The 17,183-nt window shown below is 47.7% G+C and carries 10 protein-coding genes; 5 read left to right on the plus strand and 5 right to left on the minus strand.

Features of this window, described 5'->3' with window-relative positions; translation table 11 throughout:
• Window positions 1-27 precede the first annotated feature (27 nt).
• On the minus strand, window positions 28-1,362 hold the full coding sequence (locus QT984_RS06070) for a hemolysin family protein (RefSeq protein WP_333053595.1): 1,335 nt from the start codon (window positions 1,360-1,362) through the stop codon (window positions 28-30).
• A gap of 518 nt (window positions 1,363-1,880) precedes the next feature.
• Here QT984_RS06070 and mfd point away from each other — a divergent pair.
• Both mfd and QT984_RS06080 read left to right on the plus strand, forming a co-directional pair.
• The gene (gene mfd / locus QT984_RS06075) at window positions 1,881-5,438 is read left to right on the plus strand and encodes a transcription-repair coupling factor (protein ID WP_333373520.1); all 3,558 of its coding nucleotides are present in this window, start codon (window positions 1,881-1,883) and stop codon (window positions 5,436-5,438) included.
• Window positions 5,439-5,558: 120 nt separating this feature from the next.
• The gene (locus QT984_RS06080; RefSeq protein ID WP_333373523.1) at window positions 5,559-6,224 is read left to right on the plus strand and encodes an S-layer homology domain-containing protein; all 666 of its coding nucleotides are present in this window, start codon (window positions 5,559-5,561) and stop codon (window positions 6,222-6,224) included.
• Window positions 6,225-6,485: 261 nt separating this feature from the next.
• On the opposite strand, the gene QT984_RS06085 is transcribed toward QT984_RS06080, so the two are convergent.
• Together QT984_RS06085 and gyrB are read right to left on the minus strand one after the other, a co-directional pair.
• Window positions 6,486-7,202 carry a heme oxygenase (biliverdin-producing) gene (locus QT984_RS06085; RefSeq protein ID WP_333053598.1) on the minus strand — a complete coding sequence of 239 codons (717 nt, stop codon included), beginning with the start codon at window positions 7,200-7,202 and terminating at the stop codon, window positions 6,486-6,488.
• Between the two features lie 709 nt (window positions 7,203-7,911).
• Window positions 7,912-11,157, minus strand: a complete 3,246-nt coding sequence (gyrB, locus tag QT984_RS06090; protein ID WP_333208895.1) for a DNA topoisomerase (ATP-hydrolyzing) subunit B — start codon at window positions 11,155-11,157, stop codon at window positions 7,912-7,914.
• A 257-nt stretch (window positions 11,158-11,414) separates the two neighbouring features.
• Between gyrB and miaA the strand changes: the two genes are divergently transcribed.
• Entirely contained in the window at window positions 11,415-12,320 is a 906-nt protein-coding gene (gene miaA / locus QT984_RS06095; RefSeq protein WP_333273172.1) for a tRNA (adenosine(37)-N6)-dimethylallyltransferase MiaA, read from the plus strand.
• Window positions 12,321-12,388: 68 nt separating this feature from the next.
• On the opposite strand, the gene QT984_RS06100 is transcribed toward miaA, so the two are convergent.
• The gene (locus tag QT984_RS06100; protein ID WP_333053602.1) at window positions 12,389-12,526 is read right to left on the minus strand and encodes a hypothetical protein; all 138 of its coding nucleotides are present in this window, start codon (window positions 12,524-12,526) and stop codon (window positions 12,389-12,391) included.
• A 138-nt stretch (window positions 12,527-12,664) separates the two neighbouring features.
• The gene (gene msrP, locus QT984_RS06105; protein WP_333232521.1) at window positions 12,665-13,648 is read right to left on the minus strand and encodes a protein-methionine-sulfoxide reductase catalytic subunit MsrP; all 984 of its coding nucleotides are present in this window, start codon (window positions 13,646-13,648) and stop codon (window positions 12,665-12,667) included.
• A gap of 497 nt (window positions 13,649-14,145) precedes the next feature.
• Between msrP and QT984_RS06110 the strand changes: the two genes are divergently transcribed.
• Together QT984_RS06110 and QT984_RS06115 are read left to right on the plus strand one after the other, a co-directional pair.
• Window positions 14,146-16,191, plus strand: coding sequence for a serine/threonine-protein kinase (locus tag QT984_RS06110; protein WP_333053604.1), 2,046 nt, complete (start codon window positions 14,146-14,148; stop codon window positions 16,189-16,191).
• Between the two features lie 388 nt (window positions 16,192-16,579).
• Window positions 16,580-17,149 (plus strand): tetratricopeptide repeat protein, encoded by a 570-nt coding sequence (locus QT984_RS06115; RefSeq protein WP_333053605.1) that lies wholly within the window; start codon window positions 16,580-16,582, stop codon window positions 17,147-17,149.
• Window positions 17,150-17,183 lie beyond the last annotated feature (34 nt).

The following is a 17,183-nucleotide window of genomic DNA, read 5'->3' on the forward strand; positions in this document are numbered from 1 at the left end:
TGTCGATGGATTAAAATTACATGGTTTTTAGTTTTGGGTTTTTGGCTGGCTGGGGGAGCGATCGCCCGTTGAGTCGATCGGCATTACCAAGATTTTATCAACTCGGTTGCCGTCCATATCGACTACTTCCACGCGCAAACCGTTCCACTCAAAATGCTCGGCTGCTGTGGGAATTTTCCCCAAATTTGTAATCACAAAACCGCCCATTGTGTGGTAACTTCCTTTGTGTTCGGCTGACTCTTCGATTCCAAATAGCTCAAAAAAATCTTCGACTGCTAGCATTCCGTCTAACAGCCAAGAACCGTCTTCGCGCTGCACGGTTTGAGGTTCGTCAGCATCTTCAATCGAGGGAAAGTCGCCAACGAGTTCGACTAAAATGTCGTTGACTGTAACCAATCCTTGAATCACGCCGTATTCGTCTACTACCAAGGCAATTTGATTGCTCGATTGTTTGAAAAGTTCTAATACTTTTAAACCCCGCGTGCTTTCCGGTACAAATAACGGTCGTCGTAAAGAAGCGCTTAAATCTAGGGGTTGACCAGTTAAAGTCCGAGACAGCATATCAGTAACGTGTACTAAACCGACAACGTTGTCGAGTCCTCCTTGACACACAGGAAACCGAGAATGACCACTGCCGAGCATTTTTTGGCGGTTTTCTTCCACTGAATCATCCAGATCGAGCCAGGTAAGATCGGGACGCGGGGTCATTAAGGCGCTGACTCGCCGATCGCCCAAACGAAACACTCTTTCCACCATATCTTGTTCGGCTTCTTCAAAGGTTCCGGCTTCTGTTCCTTGCTCGATTAAAACTTTAATTTCTTCCTCTGTAACTTGCGGTTCTGTAGAAGGCACAATCCCCATGATCCGCATCACTAAGTCAGTGGAATAACTTAACAGATAAACCGCAGGAGCGCCGATTTTTGAGAGCATTCGCATGGGAATTGCTACGCTTGAGGCGATCGGCTCTGGGTTGTTGAGTGCCAGCCGCTTCGGCACGAGTTCCCCGATAATTAAGGTCAGATAAGTGATGGTTAAAACTGCTACTACTGAGGCGATCGTCTGAGAATAGGGTCCCAAGGCAGGAATCAACCGTAACAAAGGCTCTACCCTTTTAGCAACCGTCGTTTCCCCAAAAGCGCCCGACAGAATGGCTAGCATCGTAATCCCGATTTGAACTGTCGGCAAGAACTGATTGGGGGCATTCGCCAGATCCAAGGCTACACGGGCATTGATCGAACCTTGGTTGGCCATCTGTTGCAGTCTCACCTTCCGTACAGAGATGATGGCCATCTCTGACATCACAAACAAGCCATTGAGGAAAACCAGCAGGAGAACAATCAGAAGGTCTATATTTGAGGACATTTCTAAAATTTTCGGTAGTAACGGCGAAGCGCTCTGCCCGGTTAGTCGATTTTAGATTTTAGATTTTAGATTTTAGATTGACGACGCCGCCAGTATCTGGGGGATTTCCCTAATGTCTAAAATTCTTCCATCTTCACAACTTGAGTACGTGGCAGGGTATCCGTCTTTGGGTGCAGTCACAGGAGAGGTCTGGAAGCTGCGAATCTCGATCGCAAAATCGAAATTTTTTCTAAACCTGGCCCTATATTAACGGAACTGGCTCGATCGCGATCGCCGGATCGACATATTAAAGCACAAATCTATCTCCAGTTAAGTTCCCAGGCGTCAATCGATTGCGCGATTTTAGATTTTAGATTTTAGATTGAAGCCTTGACTTGCGCGAGATGAATCACGTGGCGGGTATCCTGGATGCTTTCGGTCAACAGCAGAGCGGCACAATCAGGGATGTTTGTCGTACAATCTCCTTAACAGGCAAAGGGAAAGAGCCTTCGCCGATCGGGGATTAAAATTAAAAGCGCATGACTTTCTCTTCAATAATTCGTACCCTGGGGCGATCGCCCCTAGCAACAGAACTCCTCAACAAGCTCAAGCGCCATCGCTACGTGCAACTGTCCGGCGTAGCCCGTTTGCCCAAAGGTTTAGTAGCTTCCGCCCTCGCACAGCAAGAAGGGCGGAGTTTACTGGTAGTGACAGCAACTCTAGAAGAAGCCGGCCGTTGGGTGGCAGGGCTAGAGGCTATGGGCTGGCAGACTGTGCATTTTTACCCAACTTCCGAGGCTTCGCCCTACGAGCTATCTTACTCCGACGAGAACGAAATGACGTGGGGACAAATGCAGGTGCTGGCGGATTTGGTCGAGAAACAAGAAACAAACCCTAATTCTAAGCCGATCGCGATTGTAGCCACCGAAAGAGCTCTCCAGTGTCACTTGCCCCCGCCTGCTGCTTTTGAACCCTACTGTCTGACGCTGAAGCGAGGTGCGGTTCAAGACTCGAAGATACTTGACCGCCAACTTGTGTCGATGGGCTACGATCGAGTGACTCTGGTAGAAATGGAGGGCCAGTGGAGTCGCCGGGGCGATATTGTCGATGTGTTTCCGGTAGCGGCGGAGTTGCCAGTGCGGCTGGAATGGTTTGGGGATGATTTGGAGCAAATTCGGGAGTTTGACCCGTCTTCCCAGCGATCGCTCGATAAGGTCGATCGGTTAGTTTTAACCCCTACTAATTTTAACACAATTATTAAAGCAGTTTTATCTGAAAAAAAGGTTGACGAAATCAACCACATAGGCTCGGTTGACACAGAAAATGAAGGCGAAAAATTTGTCCGCAGGCTGTTGGGTTTAGCGTTCGAGCAACCTGCATCTTTGTTGGATTATTTGACTGAAAATACTTTAGTTGTTATTGACGAACCCCAAGGGTGCGAAGGTCACAGCGACCGCTGGTATGAGAATGCACAGGAACAGTGGAATAATTGCAATCGGGAATCGGCAGTTACTGGTGAGGAAACAGAAAAATTGCCAATTGCTAATTTGAAAGTTCCAAAAATTCACCGCACTTTTGCTGAATCTATGGCAGATGTCGCAGCTTTCGAGAGGCTAGAACTTTCAGAATTGGCAGAAGATTCTACGGCTAAAAAACTTCAAAGCTCTGCGGAGGGCGACCAGCTACCGTCTGCGATTAATTTGGCTTCTAGGCCTGTGCCGGTGATGCCTCACCAATTTGCAAAGCTGTCTCAAATGCTCAGGGAAGAGCGCGATCGGGGGTTTACCATTTTTCTGGTTTCTGCTCAACCGAGTCGATCGGTTTCTCTGCTGTCGGAACACGACTGTCCGGCTCAGTTTGTGGTGAATCCGCGCGATTATTTGGCGATCGACAAGTTGCAATTGCAGCACGTTCCGGTTGCTTTGAAGTACAGCGGGCTGGCAGAATTGGAAGGTTTTATTCTGCCGACTTTTCGGATAGTTTTAATTACCGATCGGGAATTTTACGGTCAGCATTCTCTCGCTACTTTTAGCTACGTCCGCAAGCGCCGTCGTGCTGCTTCTAAGCAAGTAGACCCGAATAAATTAAGCCCTGGTGATTATGTGGTTCACCGCCAGCACGGAGTGGGTAAATTTATCAAGTTGGAACGTTTGACGATCGATCGGGAAACTCGCGAATATTTATTGATTCAATACGCTGACGGTACTCTGAGGGTGGCGGCCGATCAATTGGGCGCTTTGTCGAGGTTTCGGACTGTAGGCGATAAAGTACCGGATTTAAACAAGCTGACAGGCCAAACTTGGGAAAAAACTAAAACAAAGGTTCGCAAAGCTGTTAAGAAATTGGCAGTGGATTTGCTGAATCTTTATGCTAAAAGAGCTAAACAAACAGGTTACGCTTTTCCTCCTGATATGCCTTGGCAACAAGAATTAGAGGATTCTTTTCCTTACCAGCCAACCCCGGATCAGTTGAAGGCAACTCAGGATGTGAAACGCGACATGGAGGGCGATCGACCGATGGATCGTTTGGTCTGCGGCGATGTCGGTTTTGGTAAGACAGAAGTGGCTCTGAGAGCGATTTTTAAGGCGGTTACGGCGGGCAAGCAGGTGGCTTTGCTCGCGCCGACGACGATTTTGACCCAACAGCACTATCACACGCTCTCGGAGCGTTTTTCCCCTTATCCGATCGAAGTTGGTTTGCTCAATCGCTTTCGCACTGAAACCGAGCGCCGAGAGATTCACAAGCGTTTGGCGACTGGGGAATTAGATGTGATTGTCGGTACTCAAGCTGTTTTGAGCAAAGCCATTAAATTTCGGGATTTGGGCCTGTTGGTGGTGGATGAAGAACAGCGGTTTGGAGTTAAGCAAAAGGAAGCAATTAAATCTCTCAAAACAGAGGTAGATGTTCTGACTTTGACAGCAACGCCGATTCCCCGGACTTTGTATATGTCGCTGTCGGGGATTCGCGAGATGAGTTTGATTTCGACTCCCCCTCCTTCCAGACGCCCGATTCAGACGCATTTGGCTCCCTATAACCCGGAAGTGGTGCGATCGGCAATTCGTCAAGAATTGGATAGGGGCGGTCAGGTTTTTTACGTGGTGCCGCGGATTGAGGGGATTGATGAGTTGGCCGTTCAGTTGCAGGAGATGGTTCCGTCTGCCAGAATTGCGATCGCCCACGGTCAAATGGAGGCGTCGGAACTAGAATCAATCATGCTGACTTTCAGTGCGGCGGAGTTTGATATTTTGGTGTGCACGACGATTATTGAGTCGGGTTTGGATATTCCGCGAGTCAATACAATTTTAATTGAAGACGCGCAGAAGTTTGGTTTGGGTCAGCTTTACCAGTTGCGGGGACGGGTGGGACGCGCGGGGATTCAAGCTCACGCTTGGCTGTTTTATCCGAAGCAGAACCAACTGTCTGATGCTGCAAGGCAGAGGCTGCGGGCTATTCAAGAGTTTGCCCAGTTGGGTTCGGGCTATCAGTTGGCTGTCCGAGATATGGAAATTCGCGGTTCGGGTGATGTTTTGGGTACTGAACAATCTGGTCAAATGGAGGCGATCGGTTTTGATTTGTATGCTGAAATGTTAGAGGAGGCTATTCGGGAAATTAAGGGTCAGGAAATTCCGAAAGTTGAGGACGCGCAAATTGACCTAACTTTGACGGCGTTTATTCCTGCCGATTACATCGCAGATTTGGATCAAAAGATGAGCGCTTACCGGTCTGTGGCTTCTGCTAATACCCCTGAAGAATTACAGCAGATTCAGGCTGATTGGTGCGATCGCTATGGGCCAATTCCTCTGCCAGCCCAGCAACTTATCCGTGTTGTCGAACTCAAACAAATTGCTAAAAAAATCGGTTTTTCTCGGATCAAACCGGAGAATAAGCAGAACATAGTTTTGGAAACTGCGATGGAAGAGCCTGCTTGGAATTTGCTCAAGGCTAATTTGCCGGAACATTTGCGCTCTCGTTTTGTCTACAGCAAGGGGAAGGTTACTATTCGAGGTATGGCGGTTTTGACGGCCCAAAAGCAATTGGATAATTTGATTGATTGGTTGGGTAAAATGCAGGGCGCTTTGCCGGAAGCAAATGTTTGATTTTAATATATAATCCCCAAATCTAGCGCACCGCCGAAACCACAGAATAATACCGATGGAACCATAAAAAATCTTACTGCTGTTTTCATGATGGTTTTAGCGACAGAAAGGATTAAAATCGTGAAAAAGTTAGTGAGTATTTTTTTGGCGATCGCGCTAATGCAAGGAGTCCCAATGGCGGTTCAATCTCAACAAATAATTGACCCGATCGATCGGGTTGTGAGTGCTGGATTGATGAATAAAGATGCCAGTGGCAATTTTAATGCTGATGGCCTTGTCAGTCGCGCCGATTTGGCGGTGATTTTAGTGAAAACTTTTGGTTTGGAACGCCGGAAAACAGCTCAGAAACCGGATAGGGAAGTGCCGGACGTACCGAAGAGTTACTGGGCTTACAGTGCGATTCAAACTGCTTTGAAAACGGGAACGATGAGTGGATATCGCGACGGAATGTTTTTCCCAAATCAAAGGGTGACTCGCGCTGAAGCTTTGGCGATTTTTGCTCAGGCTTACGGGGTTTTTCAGTTTCCCGAACCCAGCATTTCCGAAATTTTAGCTAAGTATCCAGATGCAGGCGAAATTCCTAATTGGGCTAGAAAGTCTTTGGCTACTGCACTTTATGAAGGGTTTGTTAATGTTGATATCGCAACTAATAAGATTAATCCTTTGAAGCCGATGACTCGCGGGGATATCGCTTACGCTTTGAGCAAGTATTTGGAGCGGCAGGTAAGACCCAGTTCTTTGCCTGTCCCGGACGAGGAGCCTCCCGATCGCGGCGTGGGAAGGTGATAGTGTTAAGTTGTGATATCAAATCCGGTAGCATCCGAATTATTCCTCTCTGTATTCTCTCCCTCTGCGTTCTCTGCGCCCTCTGCGGTTAAATAATCCCGATACAACCGGAAACGATATGAGTTAAAAAGTCGATCGCCCGCCATTCAAACACCATGCAAAATCCCGGAGATTTGGTGACTGTAAAAGCAGCCATCAAACCCCCAGGATTTAAGTTTTCCCTCTTAAACGAGGCTCAAATTATCCCCAGTGAGCTTTAACTCACTCAGCAGTAGCCAATTCGGTACTGGCACCACCGCGCTTCCGAGTCAGGGTATTGAAAAGCATCTGACCGACTGCTTTAATCAAATTGCCTTCTAACTCCATGAACATCTTCATGTTCATGCCAAAAGCTGCATTAGCTTCGTCAACAATTCGCTCTGCTGTTGCTTCGTCAATCGGCAGTTCATTCATTGCCTGACGGTAGTTACCCTTGAATTCTTTTTCATCAGGAATATCCTGGAATTCATAGAAAGCAGTGCCTTCTCCCTCGGAAAGATTCATCCCGCGCTGGGCAATTCCCTTGAGGATTTGTCCGCCGGATAAATCGCCCAAGTAGCGAGTGTAAGAGTGAGCTACTAACAGTTCTGGTGCGGTCGCCGAAATCTCGCGAATTCGCTCCACATAAGCTTTAGCTGCTGCTGACGGAGCTACTTGTTCGCGCCAATTCGCACCGTAGTAGTAAAATAAATCTTGCTCTAAGCTGTGTTTGCGATTCAACTCAGAAAAGTAAATTTTTGAAACAACCGGATGCTGCTTTTGGCGTTCCATTTCCTCTTCCATTGCCGAGTAGACAAAGTAGAGGTTTCCTACTAACTTCCGGTAAGAAGTTTTTTCTACAACGCCTTTTAAAAAACACTTGACAAAACCGACGTTTTCTGCCATTGTGTGGGACTTTTTGGTTCCCTCACGCAATTTGGTCGCTAAATTGATGCTCATAAAAAAATTCGGTAAGTGGGAAACTCAGCGTCTTTAGACCTGAGATGGAAACGGCTCGGCGGTCGAAACCGCCGTGAATCTTTGCATTACACGAGGATTGCTAGATGGGAGTGTAATGAATGTAATGTAATTTCGATGGGACACTTCAGCTAGGGGAGCGTGCATCGAAATTACCCTCTCAAATTTGGCAACCCGCGATCGCATAATGTTTGCTCTTTCGAGCCTCCCTTTCGGGGTGATGTTAGCTTCGACAAAGTTAACGGCCGGTACTATATCTAGGACACTGATTTAACCCAATAAGTCTGTTTAATCCTAAATTTCTAGAGCAAGGAACTAGCTTCGCATTCCCTGGTAGGTCTTTAACTCTTACCGTTAACGTAGTACCAAGGTACTGAGTCTGGTCAACTGCGGTTTAAGTCTTAGGCTAGAAGCCCAATCTCTTTAGACCTGGGTCGTTGACGCTATATTTGTCCAACCTTCTATTTTTGTGGTAGCTGATGGATGCGCCAAAAATCTAAAATTTACCTAAGTGTTTACCTTAGATCGATTTGATGAGAGATTGTATTAATTTTTATAACAAAACCTAGAAACATCAAAGGGCCCTGATGCCCGATCGCCCGAAAGGGCAGAAGGCATCAGGGCCGCAAAAGTTTAGTCATGAGTCCTGAGTCATTAGCTGCTAGCTAACGACTCAGGACTCATGATTAATTTAGATGTCCAAGTCGAGGAGGTTGAGTTTGGGGCCGTAGGTTTCGATGAATTCGCGGCGGGGGGCGACACGATCGCCCATTAAGATCGTAAAGATGCGATCGGCCTCAGCAGCGTCTTCAATCTCCACCCGTTTCAGCGTCCGAGTTTCTGGGTTCATCGTCGTATCCCACAACTGTGTCGGCATCATTTCACCCAAACCTTTGAACCGCTGAATGGTGTAGTTAGCATTCGCCGGAAATTCATTGCGGATGAGATTGTTCATTTCGCGATCGCTGTAACAGTAGTAATGATTGCGTCCCCGTTCCACTTTATAGAGAGGAGGACAAGCAATATAGATGTAACCTTGTTCTACAAGTGCCCGCTGATAGCGGTAGAAGAAAGTCAGCAACAGCGTGCGGATGTGGGCACCATCCACGTCAGCGTCAGTCATAATTACGATGTGGTGATACCGCAATTGACCCGGATCGAATTCTTCGCCTTTGATGCCCAAACCCAGGGCTGTAATTAACGATTGAATTTCGTTATTTTTGTAGATTTTGGCGTCGTCGGTTTTCTCAATGTTGAGAATTTTACCGCGCAAAGGCAGGATTGCTTGAAATTGGCGATCGCGCCCTTGTTTGGCACTGTTATGGACAAAAATTCCCGCAGCTAATGCAAAGTTGTGACTGTTGGGCACTTCGATGTCGTAAACATCGTAGCGTTCCTCCAAATGTTCGATCGACACAACGCGGTGGTTGTAATTCCGAACCGCTTGGCGAGCATATACTTCATCACCATTAAAGTAGCGATCGCAAAACGTCTCAAACTTCAACAAAGTCTTATCACCCTTCATGCGGCGATAAAGATTGTAAGCATCTACATTCATCCAACCTTCTTTCAGGTGGACTGTCTTCAAAGCTTCCAGCGTCTGGCGGTAATAAGTTTCCTTCAAAGTCGCTTTACGTTTCTGGCGAAACTCCGGCGTCCACTGTTCCTTAGTTTTTTCGCGCCGCCACTCCAACAAATTCTCATCTTGCCACTGTTCTTTAGCAAGTTGAGAATGAGTCTCCCGTGCTTCAGGATTGTTAGCAAAATGATTACTCACCCGTTCCGACTGAGCCAAACGGTTTTCTTCACTACTCCAATACTCTTGCTGCGCTTGGTTCAGCAGTTCATTATTTTGCTGGCGATAAGTTTCATCACTATCGTAAAACTCCCGCCACTTGCTCATCATGTAAGCTTTATACTCTTCATCTTCCCACTGAGCTTTCGCCTGTTCCGAAAGAATTTGTCGCGTTTCAGGCTGCCGCATCCGCTCTTTCATCATCGCCCGAAATTCATCAGTCATGTGAGCTTGACGGCTCTTTTCAATGACATCGGGCCTGTGCAAGGTTTTCTCAAGGTTCGCGCGGTGAAGAGCCAAGTGATCCTCAGCCGACATTCGCTGAATATTTGTCGGATTGTTGTTGAGTTTATTGAAATCAACGTGGTGGCGGTGATTGCCCTCAGATGCTTGATAGACACCGTGTTTTAGGTTGTAGAAATCCGCTAAAAGATGGGTGTAAATCCACTTATCACTGTTGGGATTCCAAACCATTTCGTAACCGTTAAGTCCCTGGCCCTGTTTGGTTTTTTCCGACAACTTGCGGTGGAACGGCATTAATGAATCTTCCGGTGTCAGCAGGGCTGCTGCTTTGTAAGTGCCATCCCGCAACATGAATGGATGGTCGGGAGTGCAAGTTATTGTCTCCCCATTGTCTAATGTCAGTTTGACAACTTCAGCATTTGCTTTAGTCATCCGAGCATTAGTTATTCGCTCAAACCCGATGTTTCCACTCTCGCGAATGGTGTAGCAAAAGTGTTCTTTACCTTCTGCTTGTTCGTCAACTATCTGTTTGATAGTTTTTGTCGTACCGTCAGCTAATTTTATTTCCTGAGATGAAAAAAAACAGCCCCCCGCGGAATCCCCCTCGACGAGGTAGATCTCAGACAGGGCGGGGTCTCTGGAGCTACAGTCCGCTAATTTTCCAGGCAAAGGAGACGATTCTAAGACTGATTTTCGGCGCACTAAATCGCGGGCACGGCGGGCGGCTTCAGCGGCCTTAAATGCCTGAATTGCTTTTTCCAAAATAGCGTCGGCTACTTGGGGGCGAAACTCTAAATATTCTGTCAATACTTCGCCTACCAAGGAATCGACAATTCCCCGAACTTCTGTATTTCCTAGCTTGGTTTTAGTTTGACCTTCAAATTCCGGATCTGGGACTTTGACCGAAATCACTGCTGTCAAACCTTCGCGCACGTTTTCGCCGGCGAGGTTGGGCTCGTTTTCTTTGATTTTGTTGCGCTTGCGGGCGATCGAATTCATCGTCCGCGTCAAAACTGCCTTCAGACCTTCTAAGTGCGTGCCACCGTCGATCGTCCGAATGTTGTTAGCAAAACCGAGAACGTTGTCGCTAAAAGCATCGACGCACCACTGCAAAGCCACTTCTATCTGCACGTTATTGCGTTCGCCTTGCACGTAGATCACTTCTTCGTGCAGAGGCTGCTTTTCGCGGTTCATGTAGGCGATATATTCCTTGATTCCGCCCTCATAACAGTATGTTTCGATGCGAGGTTCGCTACTTTTAAGCAGTTCCAAACGGTGGTCGCTAAACGTAATTCTCACGCCCGCATTCAAGTAACCCAATTCTCGCAAGCGCCCCGCGAGTGTAGTGTAATCAAATTCAATGCCAGTGCTAAATATTTGAGTATCTGGCAAGAAAGAAACTGAAGTGCCGGTGCGAGTGCCTTTGTTGGGCTTGGCAGTAAGTTCAGTAACTGGATTGCCTCTTTCGTAGCGCTGTAAATGTTCTTTTTGGTCGCGCCAAACTGTCACTTCTACCCACTCGGACAGCGCGTTAACAACAGAAATACCTACACCGTGCAATCCTCCAGAAACCTTGTAGCCACCACCGCCAAATTTACCGCCGGCGTGGAGTACAGTCATTACTGTTTCTATTCCCGATTTGCCAGTCTTGGCAACGATGCCGGTCGGAATACCCCGGCCGTCGTCTGTCACGGTAACGGAACCGTCGGCGTTGATGTCAATCTCGATGTGAGTGCAGTGGCCAGCCAGCGCCTCATCTATGGAATTGTCCACAACCTCGTAAACTAGATGGTGGAGTCCTCGCGGGCCGGTGGTACCGATGTACATCCCCGGTCGTTTACGGACTGCTTCGAGACCTTCGAGAACTTGAATCTGGTCGGCGCTGTAGCTGCTGGTCATACAAAAATAGCTCCAATAATGAGGCCTAAAGCCCCGAAAGCTTCTAAAATGGGAAAACTCCTAAAATTATAGCACAAAACCGTTAAAGGCGATGCTAGGGCTTTCTGAAGGGAAATTTATCGGGGGGAGGGATGGGAATAGTTTTGAGATTGGTGGAGGAATGCCCTGGCCGATCGCGGTGAATCAGTGTAGGAGAGAGGGGAAAGCATGGAGAGGAGAGGATTTGAGAGTTTTTATAGGGAAATGTGCGACAGGTTATGCCTAGATTAATTACGATTTGTGGGGCGACGGCGACGGGGAAGTCGGGAGTGGCATTGGCTTTGGCGGGGCGACTACAATCCTCGATCCTCAGTGCGGACTCCCGTCAAGTGTACCGCGAATTTGACATCGGAACCGCAAAACCGACGGCGGTCGATCGCACTTGTGTACCGCATCACTTAATTGACATCTGCGATCCGACAGAAACTCTGACACTAGCAGAGTACCAACAGCAAGCTCAAAAATTAATTGCTGATGTCGATTTTCCTGTTTCTCCCCCCCTGTTGTTGGTGGGAGGGACGGGCTTATATATTAAATCGATCGTGCGCGGTTTAAAAATTCCGAGGGTAGCGCCGATGCCCGAATTGCGATCGCAACTAGCAGAACTCGGACAATCTCAATGTTACGCGATGTTGCAGCAGGTCGATCGCTCTGCCGCCGAGAAAATTCACCTCAATGACCCAGTAAGAACTTTAAGAGCACTGGAAGTATTTTATGCGACCGGTCGCCCTATTTCCGAACAGCAGGGCGAAAATCCTCCCAATTATCCTATTTTACAAATTGGGTTGGATTGCGCGATCGATGTTTTGGTCGATCGGATCAAACAGCGCACCGAACAAATGCTAGAACGCGGTTGGATTGCTGAAGTAGAATATTTGTGTAAAAAATACGGCTGCGACTTGCCACTGTTGAACACGCTGGGATACCAGGAAATGAAACAATATTTGGCTGGCGAGATTAAGCTTGAAGAAGCGAAAGAATTAACAATTTTGCACACGCGGCAATTTGCGAAGCGTCAGCGGACATGGTTTCGAGCCTATCCTGAAATTGAATGGTTCGATGTTAGCATACCCGATTTGTGCGATCGAGTTTGGCGGAGGGTTGCAGAGTTTTGTGAACAATAAAGAGTTTTTTTACCGCAGAGGGCGCAGAGGGCACAGAGAAAGAGTAAGGAGAGATGTAAGTGTTATTTTTAATTTGGCAAAATTTCTCTAATTCTTTGCCGAAACAAACGCACAGCAGCACGCTGTCCGACTGTTCTGCTTTGTTCGATGAAACCGGGAATTTCAGCAACTGGTAAAAAGGGAAATGCTAAACTGCGATCGCACATTTCATATTTCCCTTTTCTCGTTCCCAGGATCTGCCTGGGAATGCCTGAATCCGAGGCTCTGCCTCGCACAAATAGGGAGGCAGAGCCTCCGGATCTGCGTTCCTAGGCTGAGCCTAGAAACGAGGGGAAATCCGTCAATTAACTGTACAAACTCGCCACATATTCGCCGTAACCGTTGTAGGGCAAAGTTGGGCGAGTTTCCCACGACCAACTGTTACCGGGGCCGACTATGCGTTCGCTGGCCTGCGACCATCTGGGGTGCGGTTTGTCGGGTTCGACATTTGCTTCAAAGGCGTATTCGTTGGGGCCGATTGTATTCCAAAAAGTGGCGGGCTGTTGTTCGACAAATTCAATTTTTACGATCGACTTTGCGCCCTTAAAACCGTATTTCCAAGGAATCACTTGCCGCAGCGGCGCACCATTTTGCTTTGGTAGCCTTCGGCCATACAAGCCTGTGGCAAAAAATGCTAAATCGTTTGCCATTTCTTCAATTCGCAGACCTTCGGTATAAGGCCAAGGATAAAATTGCGACATCAAACCGGGGCCGGGAGTTATTTTGGGATCGTAAAATGAGGTAAAGCGAACGAATTTAGCTTTCGATTGCGGTTCGACATCAGCCATCAGTAATTTCATGGGAAATCCTACCCAAGGAACTACCATCGCCCAGGCTTCTACACAGCGAAATCGATAAACTCGTTCTTCGATAGGAAATTTTTTGTTGAGGTCGTCAATATCATAAGTGCGGGGATTTTTTACTAAACCTCCTACTTCTACTTTCCAGTTTTCTGTTGGCAAAGCTTGAGCGGCTTGCCAAATAGATTTTGTGCCGCCGTATTCGTAAAAATTGTTGTATTTTGTAGCTAAGGCTTCGTCGGTAATCGCTCGATCGACTTTCGCAAAGTCGGGATTCCGGCTCAATCCCGCATATGCTTGGGTTGAGCTTTGATCCAGAGCAGTTTTTGAGCTAGCATTGCTTTGGCAGCCGGTCAGCGGCAGCAGGGAAGCAGTCACGCCGGCGCCAATTAAATTGGTCATGAAGCGGCGGCGGTTGAGAAAGGCTGTTTCTGGGGTAATTTGGGGTTCGAGAATTTCCCAAGGTTTGGGTACGCGAATTAAGGGCATAAGTAATAGTTAAAAGTTAGTAGTTCGTTTGGCAAAAATTGCCTAAGTTTTAATCAGCTAGTCGATTTGACATTAGAAAGTTGAACTTTTAGATTCACTCCATAGAACAAAGAATCGCCGATGTTTGGCAAGACCTCGCCATTGCTTTGCTGCGATCGCAATGCAAGTATTGGCAATGACAGTATAGCGTAATTCGGTAATAACTGAGATATTGCACCATTCTAAACAACAGGCTTTCCGGCCTGTTCCACAAAGAATGATTTTCTTGTGGGGTAGGCATCCTGCCCGCCCATAGGATCGACCTATTAAACCTCGCTCGCAGGAAAGTCAGCAATTATTTACGTGCGATCGACCGCAGCAATTGTGGCGAAAATCTGGGAAACAATTATGATCAAGCAAAGATTCCAATTATTTAATTTGTCCACAGGAAGCGGCACGCACCGCCCCGCTTTCCTCCCCCACCGAATGTCGGACGGGGGTCTCCAGCGGAAAGACAAATGAGTTACTGCATCAATCCCCATTGCCAGAATCCCCAAAATCTCGATCGCGCGACAGTATGCAAAAGTTGCGAGTCGAACTTGCTGCTAAAAGGCCGCTACCGAGTTTTTCACACCCTCGGTCAAAGTCTCACTTGCCGCACCTTCTTAGCTGTCGATGAAGACCAACCTTCGCAACCCCGCTGCGTCATTCAACAGTTCTGCGCGCCTGCTGCAGGTTCCACACAAGAAAACTGGGCATTTCGCCGCTCGGCCTCAGTTATCGACAAGTTGGGCCAACATCCCCAAATACCGAAACTGCTGGCATCTTTTGAACTCGAAGGCTGCCAGTATTTAGTGCAAGAATACATCGAAGGCCGCAATTTAGCCGATCGGCTTTCAGAAAAAGGTGTTGTTAAAGAAATTCAAATTTGGTATCTGCTGAGCGAATTGTTGCCAGTCCTGCAATTTGTTCATGAAAATCAACTGATTCACGGAGATATCAAACCGTCGAATATTATTCACCGCAAAAATCCCCAAGCATCCCCAGCTTGGGCAGGGAAAGAGGGTTTACATTCCGTGTCTCAGGAAAGTTCCTCTGGGCTAGTTTTAGTCGATTTCGGCGCGGCAATTCGGGCTAATAGTGGCCCGATCAAAACAGAAACGGTGACAGGTTCAGCAGAATACGCGGCCCCGGAACAAATTAAAGGCCAAGCGATTCAGAGCAGCGACATCTACAGTTTGGGCGTCACTTGCATTCACTTGTTAACGGGAATGTCGCCCTTTGATTTGTTTGACATCAAATCCGAAAGTTGGGCTTGGAGACATTATTTGAAAGTACCAGTTTCGGCGCGACTCGGCCGCATTCTGGATAAAATGGTGCAGCGAGAACCATCAAAACGCTATCGATCGACCGAGGCAATTCTCACAGACATGAATTACGGCCCGGCACCGGTAGACGTGATTCTCAGCAAACCCAAGTGGACTTTGGCAATGTGGGGAGGAACTGCGGTTGCCCTGCTGTCCGTAGTGCTGGGTTCTCGCTTGCCTTCTCCTGCACCGCAGGCTTTCACTTCTGGTGAGCCTGTTTCTAGCATTCCCGAAATTCGGTTCAATCCGCCCCCGATGCAGGATTTCAACGGTGATGCATCGCAGTCCCGGCCTGCTGTACGCACTCTGGCGGATCTAGACAAAAACCCGGTTTGGACGGTAGCAGTTGCTCCCCAGGGCCGCGCGATCGTCAGCGGGAATAACGACGGTACAATTCACTTGCGGCACAAGCGTCACGGCAAGCTGCTCAAGGTTTTAGCCGGACATTTGGGGCCTGTGTGGTCGGTGGCTGTCAGCCCCGACGGCAGGACGATCGCCAGCGGTGGCGTTGACGGTACGATTAAATTGTGGAATTTCTATTCTGGCAAGTTAATTCGGACTTTGGACGGACACCAAGACGGCGTGTTCTCGGTGGTTTTCAGTCCCGATAGCCGGACTGTGGCCAGTGTCGGTAAGGACAAAACTTTGAAGTTGTGGCAAGTCGAAGGCGGGGCCGAGTTGGAAACTCTCAACCGGGTTTTTGACGAGGTGCAGGCGGTGGCTTTCAGTCCCGATCGAGAAACTTTGGCGATCGGCAGCAGCGACGGTAAGATCAACCTGTGGAACTGGCAGACTGGGGAATTCAAAGAAACTCTTTGGGGTCATTCTGAGGCGGTTTGGTCTCTGGCCATCAGCCCGGATGGTCAAACTCTCGCCAGCGGCAGTTGGGACAAGACGGTGAAGCTGTGGGATATCAGCGCAAATAATCAGTTCGGGCAGCCCAACGGTTCTCTGCTACGGACTTTGAGCGGCCATTCCGACAAGGTTAAGTCCTTGGCTTTCACTCCCGACGGAGACAAACTCGCTAGCGCCGATTTGAGCGGCACTATCAAGCTGTGGCGCATGAGTTCCGGCGAAATGGCGGGCACGCTGAAGGGTCATTCTACCTGGGTGGATTTGGCTTTTAATCCTCAAGACAAAACTCTGATCAGTGGCAGTTTTGACGACACGATTAAGGTGTGGCGACTGTCTCCTTAATTTTTTCGATCGCCCGTTCGATCGATTTTTGAACAGCTAGGGCGATCGAACATTTAGCTAATTTATCTATCAACACTTCGGACAGTTTCAATGCCCACGCATGGGGTGGCGAGAAACCCGGTTTCTATGAGTTTTGCTAACAGGAACAAGAAATATAGTCAGCAACCGGGTTTCAGATCGTCAAAAGTGCGTCCAGAACTTTGCTGACTTTTATCTTGTTTTAATCGGGGTGCCCTAAAACCTCTATGCTACGGTTGGTAATCAAAAACTGTCCGAACTGTTGGTACAGAAACAAATTTAAAATTGACAATAGTCAGAATATCCCTAGAAATCGCGGTTGCTAACTAACAGTTGTGGTAAAGTAGTTTTGGCTGTTAAAGTAAAATCTATGACCGCAAATTCCGAGTTAGCAGAGCAGTATTTGTCAGCGGGCGATAGCCTTCAGAAATCAGGAAAGCTTGAGGAGGCGATCGCTCAATATCAAAAATTACTAGCCATTCAAGCCGATAGTCCGATCGCACTCAACAAGATAGCAGAAATTTATTATACGCAACAGAAATATGTAGAGGCGATCGCCTCCTGTTACCAAGCACTTCGTCAGCAACCCAATTTCGCCGCCGCCTACAAAACCCTAGGCAATATCCTGCAAGCCCAAGGCAAAATAGACGCGGCAATTCGTGCCTACTCCAAGGCGATCGAATTCGATCCTAATTTTGTCGAAGCCTATGTTAACTTGGGCAGTATGTTTTACAAACAAGGCCAGCTCGATGACGCCATAACTTACTATCAAAAATCTATCGTTATTCAACCAGATTTAGCCGTCGCTTATTGGAATTTAGGCAAAAGTTTGGAAGAGCAAGGTCGAATCAATGAAGGTTTATTTTATCAAAAAAAAGCTCTCAACTTACAGCCGGAGTTAGAAGCTAGAAGCAATTCAGTAAAAAATCACACTTACTGAAGAGGAATGTTATAGTCGGAATAATTCTATCATT

It is taken from the genome of Microcoleus sp. Z1_B2, from assembly GCF_036700325.1.
Taxonomy (GTDB): Bacteria; Cyanobacteriota; Cyanobacteriia; order Cyanobacteriales; family Microcoleaceae; genus Microcoleus.